Origin of the sequence: Trichormus variabilis 0441 (assembly GCF_009856605.1) — a bacterium.
Lineage (GTDB): Bacteria > Cyanobacteriota > Cyanobacteriia > Cyanobacteriales > Nostocaceae > Trichormus > Trichormus variabilis.
Genome location: NZ_CP047242.1, coordinates 4,647,963 through 4,668,041 on the forward strand (window position 1 = coordinate 4,647,963; position 20,079 = coordinate 4,668,041).

21 protein-coding genes are annotated in these 20,079 nt (G+C 42.7%); 11 read left to right on the forward strand and 10 right to left on the reverse strand.

Annotation, left to right across the window (positions count from 1 at the left end; all coding sequences use genetic code 11):
* Positions 1 to 323: 323 nt before the first annotated feature.
* Positions 324 to 1,922 (reverse strand): alkaline phosphatase D family protein, encoded by a 1,599-nt coding sequence (locus GSQ19_RS19185; protein ID WP_011319454.1) that lies wholly within the window; start codon positions 1,920 to 1,922, stop codon positions 324 to 326.
* 348 nt (positions 1,923 to 2,270) lie between these two features.
* Between GSQ19_RS19185 and GSQ19_RS19190 the strand changes: the two genes are divergently transcribed.
* Positions 2,271 to 2,822, forward strand: a complete 552-nt coding sequence (locus tag GSQ19_RS19190) for a PEP-CTERM sorting domain-containing protein (protein WP_011319455.1) — start codon at positions 2,271 to 2,273, stop codon at positions 2,820 to 2,822.
* 61 nt (positions 2,823 to 2,883) lie between these two features.
* Here GSQ19_RS19190 and GSQ19_RS19195 read toward each other — a convergent pair whose 3' ends face one another.
* The 3 genes from GSQ19_RS19195 to GSQ19_RS19205 all read right to left on the reverse strand — a co-directional run bounded on the left by GSQ19_RS19195 (position 2,884) and on the right by GSQ19_RS19205 (position 4,981).
* Positions 2,884 to 4,005, reverse strand: coding sequence for an AI-2E family transporter (locus GSQ19_RS19195; RefSeq protein WP_011319456.1), 1,122 nt, complete (start codon positions 4,003 to 4,005; stop codon positions 2,884 to 2,886).
* A gap of 120 nt (positions 4,006 to 4,125) precedes the next feature.
* The gene (locus tag GSQ19_RS19200) at positions 4,126 to 4,569 is read right to left on the reverse strand and encodes an NUDIX hydrolase (RefSeq protein WP_011319457.1); all 444 of its coding nucleotides are present in this window, start codon (positions 4,567 to 4,569) and stop codon (positions 4,126 to 4,128) included.
* 31 nt (positions 4,570 to 4,600) lie between these two features.
* Positions 4,601 to 4,981, reverse strand: coding sequence for a hypothetical protein (locus tag GSQ19_RS19205; protein WP_011319458.1), 381 nt, complete (start codon positions 4,979 to 4,981; stop codon positions 4,601 to 4,603).
* Positions 4,982 to 5,219: 238 nt separating this feature from the next.
* Here GSQ19_RS19205 and folD point away from each other — a divergent pair, with 238 nt between their 5' ends.
* From folD to GSQ19_RS19220, 3 genes are all read left to right on the forward strand, one after another.
* Positions 5,220 to 6,119: a bifunctional methylenetetrahydrofolate dehydrogenase/methenyltetrahydrofolate cyclohydrolase FolD gene (folD, locus tag GSQ19_RS19210; RefSeq protein WP_011319459.1), complete on the forward strand. Its 900-nt coding sequence runs from the start codon at positions 5,220 to 5,222 to the stop codon at positions 6,117 to 6,119.
* A 148-nt stretch (positions 6,120 to 6,267) separates the two neighbouring features.
* Positions 6,268 to 7,197, forward strand: a complete 930-nt coding sequence (gene crtE / locus GSQ19_RS19215; RefSeq protein ID WP_011319460.1) for a geranylgeranyl diphosphate synthase CrtE — start codon at positions 6,268 to 6,270, stop codon at positions 7,195 to 7,197.
* Between the two features lie 144 nt (positions 7,198 to 7,341).
* A complete protein-coding gene (locus GSQ19_RS19220; protein ID WP_011319461.1) occupies positions 7,342 to 7,812 on the forward strand; it encodes a divergent PAP2 family protein in 471 nt (156 codons plus the stop codon).
* 32 nt (positions 7,813 to 7,844) lie between these two features.
* Here GSQ19_RS19220 and GSQ19_RS19225 read toward each other — a convergent pair whose 3' ends face one another.
* From GSQ19_RS19225 to GSQ19_RS19250, 6 genes are all read right to left on the reverse strand, one after another.
* Complete coding sequence (locus GSQ19_RS19225; RefSeq protein WP_185478997.1) at positions 7,845 to 8,483, reverse strand: hypothetical protein; 639 nt, start codon at positions 8,481 to 8,483, stop codon at positions 7,845 to 7,847.
* Positions 8,484 to 8,703: 220 nt separating this feature from the next.
* Positions 8,704 to 9,033, reverse strand: coding sequence for an MgPME-cyclase complex family protein (locus tag GSQ19_RS19230; protein ID WP_011319463.1), 330 nt, complete (start codon positions 9,031 to 9,033; stop codon positions 8,704 to 8,706).
* 131 nt (positions 9,034 to 9,164) lie between these two features.
* Positions 9,165 to 9,884, reverse strand: a complete 720-nt coding sequence (locus tag GSQ19_RS19235; RefSeq protein WP_011319464.1) for a nuclear transport factor 2 family protein — start codon at positions 9,882 to 9,884, stop codon at positions 9,165 to 9,167.
* Between the two features lie 112 nt (positions 9,885 to 9,996).
* Positions 9,997 to 10,716 (reverse strand): pyridoxine 5'-phosphate synthase, encoded by a 720-nt coding sequence (locus tag GSQ19_RS19240; RefSeq protein WP_041456807.1) that lies wholly within the window; start codon positions 10,714 to 10,716, stop codon positions 9,997 to 9,999.
* A gap of 157 nt (positions 10,717 to 10,873) precedes the next feature.
* A complete protein-coding gene (locus GSQ19_RS19245; protein WP_011319466.1) occupies positions 10,874 to 12,631 on the reverse strand; it encodes a putative bifunctional diguanylate cyclase/phosphodiesterase in 1,758 nt (585 codons plus the stop codon).
* A gap of 312 nt (positions 12,632 to 12,943) precedes the next feature.
* Positions 12,944 to 13,678, reverse strand: a complete 735-nt coding sequence (locus GSQ19_RS19250) for an isopentenyl transferase family protein (protein ID WP_011319467.1) — start codon at positions 13,676 to 13,678, stop codon at positions 12,944 to 12,946.
* Positions 13,679 to 13,943: 265 nt separating this feature from the next.
* Here GSQ19_RS19250 and sixA point away from each other — a divergent pair, with 265 nt between their 5' ends.
* From sixA to GSQ19_RS19285, 7 genes are all read left to right on the forward strand, one after another.
* Positions 13,944 to 14,438 (forward strand): phosphohistidine phosphatase SixA, encoded by a 495-nt coding sequence (gene sixA / locus GSQ19_RS19255; RefSeq protein ID WP_011319468.1) that lies wholly within the window; start codon positions 13,944 to 13,946, stop codon positions 14,436 to 14,438.
* Between the two features lie 266 nt (positions 14,439 to 14,704).
* Positions 14,705 to 15,841, forward strand: coding sequence for a citrate synthase (locus GSQ19_RS19260; protein ID WP_011319469.1), 1,137 nt, complete (start codon positions 14,705 to 14,707; stop codon positions 15,839 to 15,841).
* A 403-nt stretch (positions 15,842 to 16,244) separates the two neighbouring features.
* Positions 16,245 to 17,363: an NADH-quinone oxidoreductase subunit NuoH gene (gene nuoH / locus GSQ19_RS19265; RefSeq protein ID WP_011319470.1), complete on the forward strand. Its 1,119-nt coding sequence runs from the start codon at positions 16,245 to 16,247 to the stop codon at positions 17,361 to 17,363.
* An 88-nt stretch (positions 17,364 to 17,451) separates the two neighbouring features.
* A complete protein-coding gene (gene ndhI / locus GSQ19_RS19270; protein ID WP_011319471.1) occupies positions 17,452 to 18,036 on the forward strand; it encodes an NAD(P)H-quinone oxidoreductase subunit I in 585 nt (194 codons plus the stop codon).
* A gap of 100 nt (positions 18,037 to 18,136) precedes the next feature.
* Positions 18,137 to 18,745: an NADH-quinone oxidoreductase subunit J gene (locus GSQ19_RS19275; RefSeq protein WP_011319472.1), complete on the forward strand. Its 609-nt coding sequence runs from the start codon at positions 18,137 to 18,139 to the stop codon at positions 18,743 to 18,745.
* Between the two features lie 36 nt (positions 18,746 to 18,781).
* A complete protein-coding gene (nuoK, locus tag GSQ19_RS19280; RefSeq protein WP_011319473.1) occupies positions 18,782 to 19,087 on the forward strand; it encodes an NADH-quinone oxidoreductase subunit NuoK in 306 nt (101 codons plus the stop codon).
* Positions 19,088 to 19,093: 6 nt separating this feature from the next.
* Entirely contained in the window at positions 19,094 to 20,014 is a 921-nt protein-coding gene (locus tag GSQ19_RS19285; RefSeq protein ID WP_010994404.1) for an NAD(+) kinase, read from the forward strand.
* The last annotated feature ends 65 nt before the right edge of the window (positions 20,015 to 20,079 follow it).

Consider the following 20,079-nt stretch of genomic DNA (forward strand, 5'->3'; position numbering starts at 1 on the left):
GATACAATAATTGGAATTTCTTCTGAAGTTCATAAGGTTAATGTATATATATTTTTATTAAGCAAATTTTTTCCCCATTTATACCTAAATATCCTCCTTGAGAAGTAGTTGTGATTTTGGTTTTTAATAAGCACTTGAGAAAGATACGTTGTAGGGTGGGCAATGCCCACCGTATCATGGTTGTGGTGGGCATTGCCCACCCTACAAATACTTAGATATTTTCAATAATCAAATCGGATTCCTATAGTCGTGATTTTGGTTTTTAGTAAGCACTTGAGTAGTGAGAAAAATCAGGACTAAAGTACTTACTACGAAATTAGTATTTATGCTTCTGGTGGCAAATCTACACTGTAAACTATGTCTCCTGCTAAGTTACGCAGTGATACAGTCATCACCTTCGACAAAGCATTAATTTTGACTGCGCCAAAGAATTGCAAACCTTCACTGGGAGGGCGATTTGCACTTGTACCGGGAGGAAGGCTTTGAAATACCAATTGAGGCCCAAAGGTATTTTCTAATTGGTTGGGACCGAACGTACCCGCATTGAGAGGCCCGGCGACAAACTCCCAGAAAGGCTTGAAATCTTGAAACTGGGCTTTGTTGGGGTCGTAATAATGGGCGGCTGCATAATGTACATCAGCAGTTAGCCACACAACATTTTTGATATTTCTGTTTTTGATAAATCGGAGTAAGTCTGCCAGTTCTAATTCTCTACCTAATGCAGGGCCGTCTCCGTTAGCCCAAGCCTCAAAATCAGTGCTACCATCTCGAACTATCAGCCCCAAGGGCATATCACTAGCAATAACTTTCCATGTAGATTTTGATGTTAGCAGTTGCCTTTTCAGCCATTGCACTTGTGTAACACCTAACATTTGCGTATCTTTGCTAGCTGTTGGCTGACGGTTGGGAGTGTTGCGACCCCGGTAGGTGCGCTCATCCAGCATGAAAATATCTAGTGCTGGGCCATAATTAAAGGAGCGATAAATCCTGGCTTGGTCTGTGTTATTGGTTGCATACTCGATAGGCATATATTCCAAAAAGGCTTGTCTTCCCCTTTGGGCTAGCAAGTTAACATCCTTGACTGTATAGCGACTATCGTTGAGAATTTCACCAGGATACCAGTTATTTGTAACTTCGTGGTCGTCCCATTGTGCCAACATGGGAACTTCAGCGTTAAAACGCCGCACATTTTCATCTAGTAAGTTGTAGATATAGTTACCACGAAATTCTTTGAGGGTTTCTGCTACTTTAGATTTTTCTTCTGTAGTAATATTGCGCCAGATGTTCCCATTACCCAAGGATACTTGTGATTGAATGGGGCCATCAGCGTAAATATTATCGCCAGAATGAATGAAAAAATCGGGGTTTAATTGGCGCATGGTTTCATAAATTTTCATCCCACCGAAATCGGGATTAATACCCCATCCTTGACCAGCAGTATCGCCACCCCAGACAAATAATATATCTCGTCCGAAGGTAGGGGGTGTGCGGAAAGTTCCACTAACAGGGGCGCTGTAGGTATTTTGATAATCTAAATTCTGGAAAAGCACCCGATAAAAAATTTGTTGATTTGGGGGTAGATTTCTCAGATTAATTCTGGCTGTAAAGTCGCTATTTTCTAAGGCGTTAGGCCCTAAAATACGTTGCACATTACTAAATGTTTCACTAGTGGAATATTCTACGATCATTTTGGCTGGGCGATCGCTCTTACTCCAAATGACCACATTATTATTTGTGATATCACCAGTAGCCACGCCGTAAGGTATGGCAGAGCGCATTGTATCAGAGGTAATAATTCCAGGCGCTTGGGCAAAAACTTGTGATTTTGCTACTAAATTTGTGGTGATAATACCGCCTGCTGTTATGGCTGAACGAAGGAAAAACTGGCGACGATTTAGCTTTAATTGATGATTTGATTCCATAATAATTAATGGCAAGCTGAAGCAAAGGTTTTACAGCATCAGTGTTTACCACAGCTAGTTATGGCTGAAAGTAAAGACAGAGTTATCTCCGGGTTAATATATTTTTCTTGATATTTCTATATCTTAATTAAAGATAATTAGGTGTTATTTTTCACCTTAAATTAAGGTTTACTTAAACTTAGATTTAAAAAATATCTGCATATCCATCAATTAGTCGATTGTTTCTTTGATTCATCGTGAATCATCGCCATTGAACAATATTCAAGAAGGTAATACAGTCTGATTTAGCTGACTAATCAACCTTGGAACCTGCATTACTGACATATATTTATCAGGAGGAAACCAGATATGAAATTATTTCCACATTTAGCCCTTACTGCTGCTAGCCTGACAATAAGTATTGCTACCATAGACACACAAATTGCATCTGCGGCAATTGTTAATTACGCTTTTACCGTAGATAGTCCTACTAATAAAGGTAAGGGATTTTTTAGTTTTGATGACTCAACTTTTAGTAATGACAGTATTCCAGAAGCTCTAGTTAAGTCTCTCTCTTTCCAATTTGATGGTGACTCTACCATTTACACCGAAAAAGATGCGATCGCTTACCCCTTCTTTCCTGTAGTACTCTCAACTACATATTTAACAGGAAAGCCAACTATCGGGTTAAGCTATTCATTTTATGATAAAACTAATCCGGCTGAACCAATAGTTTACGAAATTGTTGATAATAACTTTACAATCCTTTCGGGTACTTCCAGCAATACAGAAATTAGCTTTGGCAGTGTAACTTATTCACAAATACCTGAGCCTGCAACTTTAGGTGGGACTCTGTTGACTTTTGGGCTTGTTTTTTTGGGAAACAAGAAGTCAAAATCCATGAAAAAATCTAACCTTTAATGAATATATATTTGGTAATGGATACTAATCAGTAGTTAATTATTTTTACTATTACCAAATATCATTCTTTTTTTGTGAATAATTCTATTGAAGAAACGTTAACATCAATTTCTACTTTTTTCGGTTCTACATCCAGAGCATTTATGGCGTTTAATTCTCCAGAGCGCCAACTGTCAGCTATATCCTTGATGAAACTAGCTGTAGGAATGGCAATTAATAAACCCAAAACACCACCTAATTTAGCGCCTAGCAGCAAAGAAATAACTACCCAAACAGGATTTAAACCAGTTAAATTACCCAGAATTCTTGGGGCAATAAAATTAGAATTTACTTGGTCAATAGCAACCGCAACACCTAAGACTTCTCCCCCCAACCAAAAGTTTTGTAGCGCCACCAATAGACTAACAATAGAGATACCGATACCTGTACCAAAGGGAAAAAGAGAAAATAAACCAATTGCCAAACCAAAAAGTAAAGCCAAAGGTACTCGCAGGGTTACAAACGCCAATGTAATAGTCAGCCCCAGTATAGCTCCTAAGGTAGCTTGACCAATAAAATAATTGTGAAAATCCTCCCGTAGTATTTGCCGCACCTTAGAACCAATATGGGTAGGAAACCATTGGTAAAGACCATCCCAAAGGCGATCGCCATTTAATACCATGTAGATAGTCAATACTACTGTCAGCAGTACATTAACCACAACACCAATCGTATCAAAGGCAAAACCCAGAATCCTTCCTGTCACAGACTGTAATTGGCTAGATACCCTCTCTAAAATCTGCGTGACTAAACCACTTAAATTTACAGGTAACTGTTGAGTAGCTGCCCATTTTTGGAAAGCGTCAATCTGTTGACCTCCAGAATCAATCCAATAAGGCAGAATATTAACCAGTTCGTTGAGCTGTTCTATGATGAGAGGCACTAAAGTCACACCTAACCCGACTAAAATCACCACAGCCAGCAGTAATACACTGCCAATAGCCAAGTTACGTTTTACCCCCCGTTCTTGGAAAAACTGAATTGGGTAGTTCAAAACAAAAGCCAGCAAGATAGCAGCTGCAACAACATTCACCAAGGGTTGGAAATACTGCACAACTTGAAGCAGTAGCCAACCGTTGAGAATGGCAACAGGAAACGCCAAACCAACGGTTAACCATCTGGGTAATTTATTTACTGACTGCATAAGTGACGACTCCACACGAGGGAACGGGGGACTAGGGAAGCAGGGGAAGCAGAGGAGCAGGGGAGCAAAGAAGAATAATTATGGACTATGGACTGTTGACTAATGACAACTGACAACTGACTAATGACTATTAACTAGATCCTTTTCCATAAACTCTAATAAAATCTGCTGCGGTATTTCTCCTAGCGGTTTCTCTCCACCTGCGTTTGCCGAATAAAATCTACCTTTACGAATATCTTCTGGTGTCAATAAGCCCATATCCCAACCTTCATTTAACACCAGTTGATTAAATTCTAATAATAACGGCGCATGGAAGACATGACGCACTACTGCATCGTCAGCATAACAACCGAATTCCCAAAAAGGTGGGAGAATGTAGCCAATTTCTTCTAATATTTCTCGCTTTACTGCTATATCTGGTGTTTCGCCGGGTTCAACATGACCACCAAACAGCGCCCAGTGAGCAGGGTAGGGAATATTAGGCACATCATCCCGTAACTGCATAAGAAATTTATTATCTTGGTAGAGGATGGCGATCGCTACGTGTATGGGTTGCTTACTCATAAAATTATCGTGGAAGTTTCTGTTACCAGTATTACTCCTCCACCAGATAAAGTTCCCCAAACTCTTCACCAGCTATGGGAATGCTCTCATAACGTACTTTACCCTGAAAAACTACCGATTCTCCGGGTTTGAGATTATTCTGCTTAGTCACCACCCAGATTGTGCCAGTCGAATCATTGATTTGATACACCCGTCGTTGCAATAAAGGAACTTGTTTTTCCACCTTCCCTTGGATGTAAACTTTAGTTTGTTTATCTTGTGTTGGTTTGATATTGCGAATTGGGGTGATATTGCGACCAAAGCTAATGTTACCGTCCTTCCAGTCAGATACATTCACTGAAGTGCAACTAAATACTCCTATTAGCAATAGAAACATCAATCCCAGACTGTGAATTTTTTTCGTTTGCTGCATAAAAGTTATTAATTAGTCATTGGTCATTGGTCAGTTGTCAGTTGTAATTATTTTTCCCCTACACCCCTACACCCCTGAACCCCTAAACCCCTACCTCTTCCCAGCCCCTGAATATGAGAAAATAAACAATATAGTCTAGTGGTAGAAAAGACGCTACGGCATCAGATGGCAACGCCATCCATCATAATTACTGCGGACAACTGAAATTTGCACCAAAGCGCATCTTCTGGGAATTCTCATGGAAACAAAAACTGCCAAAATTCTTGATGGTAAAACTTTAGCTGAGAAAATTCAAAAAGAACTGACTGCCCAAATTATAGAAGTACAGGCCAAAATTGGTCGTCCTCCTGGGTTAGCAGTATTGATGGTTGGTGATAACCCAGCCTCAGCAGCCTATGTACGGAACAAGGAAAAATCCTGTGCCAAAGTGGGTATTGCTTCTTTTGGTAAGCATTTTCCCCAAGAAACTAGCCAAAAAGAGTTAGAGGATGTGATTGCTGCACTTAACCAAGATGAACAGGTAGATGGCATTCTTGTACAACTACCCTTACCTGAGCATCTGGATGCAGTAAAGTTGCTGCATCAAATAGAACCGGATAAAGATGCTGATGGACTCCACCCAGTGAATTTAGGGCGTTTGGTGCGTGGGGAAAAAGGTTTACGCAGTTGCACCCCAGCTGGAGTAATGCGGCTATTGGCAGAATATGAAATTTCTTTGCGAGGAAAGCAAGCTGTGGTGGTGGGACGGAGTATTTTGGTAGGGAAGCCTATGGCTTTGATGCTCCTAGAAGCTGATGCCACCGTGACTATTGCCCACTCGCGATCGCAAGACCTAAAATCCATCACCCAAAATGCTGATATTCTCGTTGCTGCTGCCGGTTTGCCAGGATTAATTACTGCTGACATGGTGAAACCAGGTGCTGTTGTGGTAGATGTGGGGATAAATCGCGTGACTGATGCTAATGGCAAAAGTCGCTTAGTAGGCGATATTAATTTTGCATCAATTGCTGGTGTGGCAGAATATATCACCCCAGTTCCCGGTGGTATTGGCCCTATGACTGTGGCTTTGTTATTACAAAATACAGTCACCAGCTATTTACAAACAGCAAAAGAAAGCGGAGCCTTGGATGTTAAATGAAAAATTACGAATCGTAACATAAATCATCATTTATCATCCATCTTTGATGATTACTGAAGTATGAGTTAATCTTTCAGCTCCAGAGCATCTTAAAATTGTGACGTGTATGACAAACAGCCAAAAGCAAAAAATTTAAGGAAATCTAAGAATGGTAGCAGCTGATAACCTCCAGAAGATGTCAGAGGAAGCCAAATTTAATCTAGTAGCTTATCTTAAAGAGCGGCAAAAACTTTGTGAAGCGGCTTTGGATGAAGCCATACCTGTTATTTATCCAGAAAAAATTTATGAATCGATGCGCTACTCCTTATTAGCTGGAGGTAAGCGCTTGCGTCCGATTCTTTGTCTGGCTACTTCGGAAATGATGGGTGGAACAATCGAAATAGCTATGCCAACAGCTTGCGCTGTGGAAATGATCCACACCATGTCTTTGATTCACGACGACTTGCCAGCAATGGATAACGACGATTACCGTCGCGGTATGCTGACGAATCACAAGGTATATGGTGATGATATTGCGATTTTGGCGGGAGATGGCTTATTAGCCTATGCTTTCGAGTTCGTAGCTATCCGTACTCCTGAAAGCGTGCCTAGAGACCGAGTATTGCAGGTAGTAGCCCGATTGGGACGAGCATTAGGAGCTGCTGGCTTGGTTGGGGGTCAAGTAGTTGACTTAGACTCAGAAGGGAAATCAGATATTTCCTTAGAAACGCTCAATTTTATTCATAATCACAAAACAGCAGCTCTTTTAGAAGCTTGTGTGGTCTGTGGCGGCATTTTAGCTGGGGCATCATCAGAAGATGTACAAAGACTTTCACGGTATTCTCAAAATATTGGGCTAGCATTTCAAATCATCGATGATATTCTTGATATCACTTCTACTCAAGAGCAATTAGGCAAGACTGCGGGTAAAGACCTTTTAGCGAAGAAAGTCACCTATCCTAGCCTATGGGGAATTGAACAATCACGGGTCAAAGCCCAACAGCTAATTGAAGCAGCTTGTGCAGAACTAGAACCATTTGGAGAAGATGCACAGCCTCTGAAAGCGATCGCTCACTTCATCACTAGCCGTAATCACTAATCAAACATCTAGTTGTTGTGTTGGTTCCCAAGTATACGCAGGCGGAAAACAGTAAAAATAATTACCACTGACAACCGACAACTAACAACCGACAACTAACAACCGACAACTACTGCTAATATTGACCAATCAAACCAAAACACCATGCAGGACATAGGCGAAATTTTAGACAACCGGGTGCTGCTGGTTGCTCTGGTAGCTTGTTTTGTCGCTCAAGCTTTAAAGCTATTTGTTGAGCTAATTAAAAACCGTAAATTGAATGTGCGCGTTTTGGTGACCACCGGTGGTATGCCAAGCGCCCACTCAGCCTTGGTAACATCTCTAGCCGCAGGTGTCGGACAAACTCTTGGCTGGGCATCCCCTGACTTTGCTTTGGCTACTGTTTTTGCCATCATTGTCATGTACGATGCAGCAGGAGTACGTCAAGCTGCGGGTAAGCAAGCTCGTATTCTCAATCAAATGATTGATGAGTTATTTCATGAAAAGCCAGACTTTAGCCAAGACAGACTTAAAGAATTGTTAGGACACACACCCGTGCAAGTAATAGCAGGTTCAGCTTTGGGTGTAACTATTTCTTGGCTAGCTAGGGCTTTATTTATAGTTCATAGTCCATAGTCAAAAGTCAAAAGTCAACTGTTAAACGACTATCACCTCACAACCGATCGCAGTAATACTACATTACGACTATCTACCAACACAGCAAATAAACCACGCTCATTCAGCCTTTGCAATGTGTTGTAGGCTTCTTGTTGGTTAGTGGTATAAACTGCCAATAGGAAAGGGCGTTGTCCATAGGAAGCCAAACCTACATTACCCCCTACAGCTTGTTGTACATTACTGACTAATTCTGGACGGTTGAAATAGTCCACTAACACAGCATATCCTTGACCTAAAGCTTGGGGATTATAAGTAACCCTGGGAGGTGTCGGCTGTTGAGGAGTTGGCGCTTCGCCTGGTCGTGTAGTAATGATGGCAGATAACCCAACTATAGTGTTGATATATCTAGCCCAACGGTTAGCATCGTCGATTTTTTTAAACCCGCCTATCCGCGTTACCGTATCATTCAGATATTGGCAGGTAGTAGTTTTAATTTCGTTCGGTAAAGCATTCCGTAACTGTGTGCGATTTTCCGCCGTCGGACTGACTACCAGTAATAGATACTCGCCAGCGCTGGGGGGTTGACAAACAGGGATAGATTGGGCATTTGCAGAAGTTATGCTACCCATCAATCCCGCTCCGGCGATCGCCAATCCTAATACACTAGGTAAAGTTGCAAATTTCTGCACAGAATTACGAATATATAAATAAATCAATTCTTTAAAAGATTCTATGTAGTTATTAGTCAATAGTCCATAGTCAAAAGTCAAAAGTCCATATTTCAAAACTGTTGACCCTGAAGATTACTCTAAGAGAACCCCTTCTCCTGCCAAGACGCTACCGCGAACAGGCAACCAAGGCAACAGAATCGCACTATCTCACTTTTGACCGTTGACTTTTGACTAATAACTAAGACGCTGTGGCTAAAGATGCCAAAGGATTAGGAATTGTTTCCGAAGGAGCCGAAAACTCACCTGTAACGACATACTCTAGCCGCAGTTTCAGCCAGGTAATAAATTGGGAGTTAGTAGAGATAATAGCTGCTGCTGGCTGAGGACACTTTGCTTTAATATCTGCGAATGCTGGCGCTTCTAAAAATGCTGGTTGGGGAACTAACCAAAAATCAATTTCTTTTTCTTGTTCGTGGTAATGACGAGTGCGTTCTTTCAGCACTTCCTCTATAGGTTCTTCTTGCAACAAAAAGCGGCGGCTAGCCAAAACGTAATAATATGTTTGCATTTTCATCCTCTGCTTACTAATAATTTTAGGTTACCGTATTGGGGGTATGGGGGTGTAGGGGTATAGGGGTTTAGGGGTTTAGGGTAAATCCTTCTTGTCCTTACACCCTCACACCCTCACACCCTCACACCCTAACTCTTGGGAGATTTTTTAAACCAAGAACTAAAAGGACAACCTCTTCCTTCGGGTTTACCATTTGCCTGTTTACCACCAGCTGTTAACTTGTCTAAGAACAGCGTGTTGTCGAAATAGTGTTCCAAAGAAATAATTTTTAAGTCATCTGTGACATGAGCAACACTCAAGCCGATGATCTCTACTGTCTCTCCAGTCGGTGCGTAATCTTTGTAAGCACCTTGAAAATGTCCCCAGTGTCGCCATTTGAATGTTACAGTTGGTGGCCCTGAGTAGACTTCCAGTACTTCCCAAGGAAAGCCTTGAGGAAATGTGGTATGGAAGAGTTTAGCAGATGATTCAAAGCTTTCTTGTGATGCTTTGTAATGTTCAGAATCCGCCATAAATAGATTGTAAGTGCCTTGGGCAGATACATCTTCTGCTGTGAATTCTGGTCCTCCATTAGTACTGACGCGGAACTGGTCGTTGACAATCGACAACCATTGCTGTGGATCAGTCTTAAAAGATACCTCCATCTCGAAGGTTCTCACTAAATTCTGTACGATCGCCTCCAGTGTACCCTCTAGATGATTGCGTGTACTTTCATTGGCAAGATTTTCTTTAGAGCGAGAATAGTCTGGAGGAGTCTGATACCGCCATTGAACATCAGTACTTTCAGCAATTACCAGGTCTCTGTCCTGCACCCAAAGTGGAAGGTCATTAGATTGTGTTGCGCTCATAGAAGTCTCTTAAATTACCACAGATTTTCCAGATTACGCAGCGACCCCCTCCAGAGCCTAGAAACCAAAGATTAGGCATGAGAGGCTAAATTATTGATCTCTTCCCCAGTCTCTACTCCCCTCTTATCGCCTGTTTCATTTCTCGAACAGCTCTTTCTATTCCTACTAAAGCCGCTCGGCTGATAATGGTGTGACCAATATTGAGTTCTTCCATCCCTGGAAGTGCAGCCACGGGGTAAACGTTCCAGTAGGTGAGTCCATGACCAGCGTTGACTCTTAGTCCGGCTTTAATCGCTTGTTCACACCCTGTAGCCAAAAATGCTAGCTCTTGCTGACGGCTAGTCTCGTCGGTCGCCTCAGCATACCTGCCAGTGTGCAGTTCAATAAACTTTGCTTGTACCTTGACAGATGCCTCTATTTGTGCTGGTTCAGCATCAATAAACAAGCTCACAGGAATGGCAGCATTCTGCAATTTACTGACGACCTCACCTATTCTAGCAATTTGACCAACAATATCTAAACCACCCTCTGTGGTAACTTCTTCCCGTTTTTCGGGAACCAGTGTCACATAATCGGGTTTAATGTCAAGGGCTATTCCCACCATTTCGTCTGTAGCCGCCATTTCCAAATTCAGGTGAGTACGCACAGTTTGGCGCAACAGTTGTACATCCCGGTCTTGGATATGCCTACGGTCTTCCCGTAGATGTACGGTGATGCCATCAGCACCACCTAATTCTGCCAGCACCGCCGCCGCCACAGGGTCTGGTTCCACCGTCCGCCGCGCTTGTCGAATGGTAGCGATATGGTCAATGTTTACCCCAAGAGTAGCCAAGGCGAATATCTCCCTATCTACAGTCATCAGAGTATTGATTTTACCTGAGATTGTCTATGAATCGTACAATTTGCATGAGTGCTAACGGCAGAAGCTTATTATCCAAAACAGTACTCATTAGCATAATGGCTTTAGAGCAATCGCCTAAAAATTACGCCTACCATTGGGGATTGCTCATAATTAACGCCTTTGCCGAATCGCTATCCAATGGTTCCGAGAAAAAGTATCCCTGACCATATTCACATTTCAACTCTCTAAGCCTTTGTAGTTGCGCTGGTGTTTCCACCCCCTCGGCTGTTACATCCACACCCAGTTTGCTAGAAAGGGTAACTATAGTCTCCACAATGTGTAAATTGCCTGCTTCTACACCTCTCCCACTAACAAAGGATTGATCAATCTTTAGCCCATTAATCGGAAAATTATGGAGACGACCTAATGAAGAATATCCTGTACCGAAATCATCAATTGCTAATTCGATGCCTAAGTTTCTCAATTGATAGAGCATAGTAGTAGCATTTTCCCCATTTTCCATAATTACGCTTTCTGTAATTTCCAATTTCAAACTCTGTGCATCTAAACCAGTGTCTTGTAGTACTTGATTAATATCCTCCAGCAGCTTTTTTTGGCTGAATCGGGAACTACAAAGATTAATACTGATGCTCAAAGGCTGCTGATGTAAATTTACTGATTGAGAGGGAATCTGTTCCTGCCACTGCCTTGTCTGGCGACACGCCTCACGCAACACCCAGGCATCAATCGGGATAATTAGTCCGGTTTCTTGGGCGATTGGCATAAACTCCTCCGGGAACACAATTCCCTGCTCTGGATGTAGCCAACGTACAAGCGCTTCAAAACCAATAATTCTCCCGCTTGCCAGTGACACAATAGGCTGATAATAAACTAGGAACTCATGACGTTCAATTGCTTTGCGTAAGTCGTTTTCTAGCTGCAAACGTTCCACTATCTGAACGTGCATATCACTATTAAATATTTCGTAACACGCCTTACCCCGCGCCTTAGCTCGGTACATCGCAATGTCGGCGTTACGTAAAAGGTCTTCTGGTTGCTCATAACCTGTGGCGCTCAAACTAATACCGATACTAGCTGTGGTAAAAATTTCATGGCCACTTAAATCCACCGGAACTAACAATTTCTCCTGTATTCGCTCAACGACACGCACTGTGTCACTAATGTCTTGAATACCTTCTAGCAGAATGATGAACTCATCTCCGCCAAAGCGTGCAGCTATATCTGTAGGTCGCAGACACTCTATCAGCCTTTGAGCAATAATCACCAGTAATTGGTCGCCAATTGTGTGTCCCAGGCTGTCGTTGATAAACTTGAAGCGATCCAAATCGAGGAACAGCACCGCAAACAGATGATCCGAATATCGTTTTGCATACTCAACCGCACGTCTTAAGCGGTCTATGAATAAGACTCTATTTGGCAACCCTGTTAATACATCATGTAGGGCATCATGAACTAATCGCTCTTCTGCTAGCTTGCGATCGGTAATATCACGAGAATTAATAACTATGCCCTTCACAGATGGCTCTGCTAGAAGATTACTACCTGTTGATTCGAGAAAACACCACGAACCATCTTTGCGTCGAAAACGCGACTCTACTAGTACAGTCGCGCCTAAATTTTGGATTAAGTAATTAAAGCTTTCAGAACTACCAGCAATATCATCGGGATGAATAAAATCAAAAGCGTTTTTACCGACTAGTTCTTCTGGTTTATATCCTAGAATTCTTTCAACAGATGGACTTTCGTAGCGAATAGTTCCATCTGGTTCAAAAATACCAATGATGTCGGAGCTATTTTGAATCAGCGAACGAAATTTAGCTTCACTTTCACGCAGTGCCGCTTCAGCTTGATTGCCGTCAGTAATATCTTCGCTGATGCTTGTCATGCAGATGATGCTCCGTGTTGCCTCCCCATATCCAATATAAGGTCGCTCAGAGCTTTCGTCTCTGTAATGAAATGATAACAACAGTCTGCCAAGCTCTAGGACAAAGAATAGCACAGGTAGTGAAACTGTAAGGGAGTAATAGCGTCAATATTGAAAACTTTTACTCCTTTATACCCCAGAAAGGCTGACTGAAATCCTTAATTCTGATTTTCGATCGTTAAAATTTGGGTTTGATTAATCTTGGCCAGCAACCGATGAAAATTTTGTTATTTTACTTATGTTCTGTGGGCAGTATAGAAGTATTAGCACCATTTAAAACTTCACAGTGCTAGCAAACAAGGCTCCTTTTTGTTGATATTCAACTACAAGCTGATCAAAGACTTTACGTTGGTTTTGTGAGTACTGTATGTAAGCTAAAAACATTTCCTGTATTAGATTAATGTAGAACGAATTATCTTGAAAACTCTTCCACATCTGATCTGGTGAAAGATTATATTTTTGGCACCAGTGGATCAACACATCATAGCCAACCACTGTTTGAACAAATGCCAATTTGTGAGGATCTTGCCATACCCTGGACAGTTCTTCTATGAGTGATGGTCGTCGGGGATTCGATATCAGTGCATTCTGCATACGCCTCCACAATCGACTTTGATAAAGTTCCTCGTTCTCGACCTTCACATACTCAATAGTGGTTTGATAATTCTCTAGAATTCGGCTCTTCCATAAAGCTGTGCAGAGTGATATCGATCCTCCCTCTAGAATCAGCAATTTATGCTGTGATGAGAGTCGGTCGATGTGCTGCAAGGTTAAAGATAATGACTCAAGTGTATTCAGATTACCGTCTGCTAGCTGACGTTCTTCAAGATATATCCGAGTCGTTCCCTCAAGTTCATCAATCAGTGGCCTGCCGCTACCAGTTGCTAGTTCCTGATAAATCTGAATGCGGTCTAGTACAATCACTGGAGCTTTGGTTTGTTTGGCTAAAACAACGGAGCGATCTGTCTTACCTGTGCTGGTTGGGCCAAGTATTATGTGTAATCGCATAAGTGTTTGTACTGAGGTATGGGGTTTTATGCCATGAGCTTAAGGGAAAGAACTGGCAATGAACATGATATATTTACGGTAATTTTGCTCCAGCCATCAGAAAATTCAGTATTAATACTTAAATAAATCTAAAATTTTAAATAATACATATATAGAGACTAGGAATGTTACGGCTGTTGTAATTACGTATGCTGGAGTAAGATGTAATTACTAGTATTTCTCAGGTATTACAAGATATTTATGGCGATCGCTCACACCTAAAAATATGGAACTTTACCTTATTCGTCATGGCATCGCTGAAGAACAAAAAACTGGTATAAAAGATGAGGAACGTGAGCTTACCAAGGAAGGAAAACAAAAAACTGAGAAAGTTGCTCACCGTCTTGTAGAATTAGGGCAGCAATTTGACTTAATTGTCACTAGCCCGCTAATGCGCGCTCACCAAACAGCAGAAATTCTTGTAGCGTCTGGACTCAGTTGTCAGCTAGAAGAATCCAACCATCTTGCACCCAATGGCAATATCTTTAATTGGCTGGATTATTGGTTAAAACCCAGAAATTTTCCTGAAAATGCCCAAATTGCGATCGTGGGACATGAGCCTTGTTTAAGTAACTGGGCAGAAATTCTCCTATGGGGGGAAGCCAAAGACAGCTTAGTCCTGAAAAAAGCAGGTATGATCGGATTAAAACTACCAGAAATAGGTTCACCTGTGGGTCGTAGTCAGATGTTCTGGTTGACACCACCCAGGTACTTGCTATAACTGTTCTCCAACTTTTACCCTAAGTAGGACTGACGCATGAAAACGAAAAATCGAGGGTTTTGGAGGGCTTGGGATTTGGGGGTGTAGAAGTGCAGGATTCACAACCCTTACACTCCCACACTCTTAATTCCTGGTACCCCCTAAGACGGAGAGTCTCGTTGCGTTAGTTCTGCCAAGAATTGTTGTGAGCTAGGCTAGTGTTATGGCGGCAATAATTTCTGGTAAGTTAGCTTGATCAGATATTTCACTAAGCAAATGGTGTTGCCATGATGGTGTGCGAATATAAGCCTGGTTTAGAAGGCATTCCCGCCGCCCAATCGAGTATCAGTTATGTAGATGGGCAAAAGGGAATACTAGAATATCGTGGCATCCGGATTGAGGATTTAGCCCAGAAGAGTACTTTTCTGGAAACTGCTTATCTTTTAATCTGGGGTGAGTTGCCAACAAAAGAAGAATTGCAAGTATTTGAGGAGGAAGTCCGTCTTCATCGGCGGATTAAATACCGGATTCGGGATATGATGAAGTGCTTTCCCGAATCGGGTCATCCAATGGATGCACTCCAAGCCTCTGCTGCGGCTTTAGGCTTGTTTTACTCCCGTCGAGATTTGCACAATCCTGTCTATATTCGGGATGCTGTAGTGCGCTTAATAGCTACTATTCCAACGATGGTAGCTGCATTCCAGTTGATGCGGAAAGGCAATGACCCCGTTAAACCCCGCGATGATTTAGATTATTCCGCCAATTTTCTCTACATGCTCAACGAGAAAGAACCGGATGCTTTGGCGGCAAAAATCTTTGATATCTGCTTGATTCTCCATGTCGAGCATACGATGAATGCTTCTACCTTCAGTGCTAGGGTAACAGCTTCAACCTTGACAGACCCCTATGCGGTGGTTGCTAGCGCTGTGGGAACCTTGGGAGGGCCTTTACACGGTGGAGCCAATGAAGAAGTAATTCAGATGTTGGAAGAAATCGGTTCCGTGGAGAATGTGCGTTCTTATGTCGAAGAGAGGTTGCAACGGAAAGACAAGCTCATGGGCTTTGGACATCGTGTTTACAAGGTGAAAGACCCACGGGCAACAATTTTGCAAGGTCTCGCAGAACAGTTGTTTGCCAAGTTCGGCGCGGATAAGTATTACGACATCGCCCAAGAAATGGAACGGGTAGTCGAAGAGAAGCTTGGTCATAAAGGGATTTATCCCAATGTTGACTTTTACTCAGGTCTAGTGTATAGGAAGATGGGTATTCCTACAGACTTGTTTACACCAATCTTTGCGATCGCTCGTGTGGCTGGTTGGTTAGCCCACTGGAAAGAACAACTTGAAGAAAACCGCATCTTCCGTCCTACCCAGGTTTATAACGGCAAACACAGTGTTACTTACACCCCCATTGACCAACGTTAAAAGCTGGGGAATCGGTAAATTAATAGCCAGCTGATAACCGTTACCAAAATGGAAGCGGCGTTTTTCTGATGCTTTTGTGAAGCACTGGGAATTAGGGATAAAAATTAGGATTCAGAGGCAGCAGAGGCGGAAGGGTCAACAATAATCTCCCTCGTTCTCCTCTGCCTCTCTTCCCCCTATGCTTCCTCATGCCCCATAGTCCCACTCAATCCTACCTATAAGTAGAAGTTCTCATAGAGTTACAAAAGCCTAAAACCATCCGGCGATATACTAGGCATGGGAAATGGCAACAAATCTTCAATCAGGTGTCATCTCAGCAGAGATATTAATGGGTGTGGTTGCAGGTATTAGTTTAACTAATGATTGTAACTCGCCATGACTTGATGACTTAAAGAGCGAAAACATGAATTCAGGAATTGACCTCCAAGGAACGTTTATTAAATCCCTAATGGATTTAGGAATCCCACCAGGAACAGCTAAAGCGATTTGGATGCCTCTGCCCATGATCCTGATGCTGATTGGGGCGACGGTGGGCGTACTGGTTTGTGTTTGGCTAGAACGGAAGATTTCGGCAGCCGCACAACAACGGATTGGCCCTGAATACATTGGGCCTTTGGGCTTGCTGGCTCCAGTAGCCGATGGTCTCAAGCTGGTATTTAAAGAAGATATTGTACCGGCTCAAGCTGACCCTTGGCTATTTACCCTCGGCCCGATTCTTGTAGTCTTGCCAGTATTTCTGTCTTATTTGATTGTTCCTTTTGGACAGAATATTGTCATTACTAACATAGGTACAGGGATATTCTTGTGGATTGCTTTATCTAGCATCCAACCCATTGGCTTGTTAATGGCTGGCTACTCTTCCAATAACAAGTATTCTCTACTAGGGGGTTTGCGAGCAGCAGCGCAATCAATTAGTTATGAAATTCCCTTGGCGCTGAGTGTGTTGGCGATCGTCATGATGTCTAACAGCCTCAGTACTGTAGACATTGTTAACCAACAATCTGGCTACGGTATTTTGGGCTGGAATATTTGGCGACAACCCCTTGGCTTTCTCATCTTTTGGATAGCGGCTTTGGCAGAATGTGAACGTTTGCCCTTCGACTTACCAGAAGCAGAAGAAGAATTAGTAGCAGGCTATCAAACTGAATACTCAGGGATGAAATTTGCGCTGTTCTACCTCAGTTCCTACGTTAACTTAGTCCTGTCGGCTCTTTTGGTAGCAGTATTGTACTTGGGTGGTTGGGATTTTCCCATTCCCATCAATGTTTTGGCTAATTTGGTGGGAGTCAGCGAAGCAAATCCTGTATTACAGGTGGTCAGCGCTGCCTTAGGTATCACCATGACCTTAGTCAAGGCTTACTTTTTAGTATTTATCGCCATCCTCTTGCGTTGGACAGTACCACGGGTAAGGATTGACCAGTTGTTAGATTTAGGATGGAAGTTTTTGTTACCAGTTGGCTTAGTGAACCTACTTTTAACCGCAGCCCTGAAACTGGCTTTTCCCGTCGCCTTCGGCGGGTAATCGGTGATCGGTAATCGGTAATGGAAAAATCATTACCAATTACCTGTTACCAATTACCAATTACCTCAAAAGAGTAGAGAGACACAAAATGCTAAAGTTCCTCAAGCAAGTTGGTGATTACGCCAAAGAAGCAGTACAAGCCGGTCGTTACATTGGTCAAGGGCTATCTGTGACTTTCGACCATATGCGCCGCCGTCCTGTTACTGTACAGTACCCCTACGAAAAACTCATTCCTGGTGAACGCTTTCGTGGTCGGATTCACTACGAATTTGACAAGTGCATCGCTTGTGAAGTTTGTGTAAGGGTTTGTCCTATCAATTTACCTGTAGTTGATTGGGAATTCGACAAAGCTACTAAGAAGAAAAAACTTAACCACTATAGTATCGATTTTGGTGTCTGTATTTTCTGCGGTAACTGTGTTGAGTACTGCCCAACAAACTGTCTATCAATGACAGAAGAGTACGAGCTGGCGACTTACGATCGCCATGAACTCAACTATGATAGTGTGGCTTTAGGTCGTCTCCCCTACAAAGTTACCGACGACCCGATGGTGACACCACTCCGGGAACTCGTTTACCTACCTAAAGGTGTACTTGACCCCCACGACCTACCCGCCAATGCGCCCCGCGCTGGCGCACGTCCAGAAGACTTGGTAGAAAAAACAGAAGCATGATAGTAGTCAATAGTCGGTAGTCAGTAGTCAGTGGCAAAAAATATGAAATAGCGACTGACAACTGACAACTGACAACTAACAACTGACAGAGGAAAAAAAAGTGAATCTAGCGGAAGGAGTACAGGTTGTTTCCTTTGGCATACTAGCTACGATGTTGATTGGAACCGCCCTTGGTGTGGTGCTAGCATCCAGCATCGTCTATTCTGCCTTTTTACTGGGAGGTGTATTCATCAGTATTGCTGGAATGTACCTGTTGCTAAATGGTGATTTCGTCGCCGCCGCCCAAGTGCTGGTTTATGTTGGGGCGGTAAACGTGTTGATTTTGTTCGCTATTATGTTGGTGAACAAGCGGCAGGATTTTATACCTTATCCTAGCGCTGGCATACGGAAAATTTTGACGGCGATCGTCAGCGTCGGATTATTCGCGTTGTTAAGCACTATGGTGTTAGCTACACCTTGGGCTTACTCGACCACTCCTAAAGTAGGAGATGGTTCGATCATTGTGATTGGGGAGCATTTCTTTAGCGACTTCTTGCTACCTTTTGAACTGGCTTCTGTTTTGTTGTTAATGGCGATGGTGGGAGCAATTATTTTGGCACGTCGTGAGTACCTGCCTGAAGTAACACCATCTGACTTACCTCAAACCGTGTTGACATTACCAGAACGCCCCAGAGAATTAGTAGGCGCTGGTAGCGAAACTCAAGAGTAACAACAAGCCAGATTTTCACAAGGAAGACAAAGATTCATGCAACTTCAGTACTTTTTATTACTCGCAGCAGCTTTATTTTGTATTGGCATCTACGGTTTGATTACCAGCCGTAACGCTGTACGCGTGTTGATGTCAATTGAATTACTGCTGAATGCTGTTAATCTGAATTTAATGGCATTTTCCAACTATCTTGACTCAACATTAATTAAAGGTCAGGTTTTCACAGTGTTTGTGATTACCGTGGCAGCTGCTGAAGCGGCGGTTGGTTTAGCGATCGTGCTGGCCATTTATCGCAACCGCGATACCGTCGATATGGAGCAGTTTAATCTCCTGAAATGGTAATTGCGTGTGCAACTCAAGCAGGTAATCATTGCTTATAAGGCGCGAGATTCCCAAAGCAAACGTTGGGCAGAACTCTGCGCCAAGCAGCTAGAAAATCGCAATTGTCAGGTCTTAATGGGACCTAGCGGGCCAAAAGATAACCCTTATCCGGTATTTTTGGCTTCAGCTAGTCAACCAATTGATCTGGCAATTGTCTTAGGTGGTGACGGCACTGTCTTAACTAGTGCCAGACATTTAGCCCCAGCTGGTATCCCCATTCTTGGTGTCAATGTGGGGGGTCATCTGGGCTTTTTAACTGAGTCAGTTGATGAATTTCAAGACACAGAGAAAGTTTGGGATCGTCTATTTGAAGACCGCTACGCTATTCAACGGCGGATGATGTTGCAAGCGGCGGTTTATGAAGGACACCGAACGAATTTGGAACCAGTTACGGAACGATATCTTGGGTTAAATGAATTTTGCGTCAAACCAGCCTCAGCTGATCGCATGATTACCTCTATTCTAGAAATGGAAATTGATGGTGAGGTAGTAGATCAATATGTAGGCGATGGATTGATTATTTCCACACCCACAGGTTCAACTGGTTACACCGTTTCTGCAAGTGGCCCCATTATGCACGATGGTATGGAGGCAATTACCATCACGCCTATTTGCCCTATGAGTCTTTCTAGTCGCCCTCTCATACTTCCCGCAGGTTCTGTTGTCAGTATCTGGCCTTTGGGAGACTATGATTTAAGTACCAAATTGTGGATGGATGGGGTTTTAGCTACTTCAATTTGGCCTGCACATCGCGTTGATATCCGTATGGCTGATTGTCGGGCAAAATTTATTGTGTTACGGGAAAATAATTCCTACTATCAAACGTTGCGAGAGAAATTACTGTGGGCTGGTACTAGGGTTCGCTACACTAGTACTCAACACAATTGAGTAATTTATTTTGTAATTTTTAATTCGTAATTCGTAATTAATCATGATATTACGAGTTACGAATT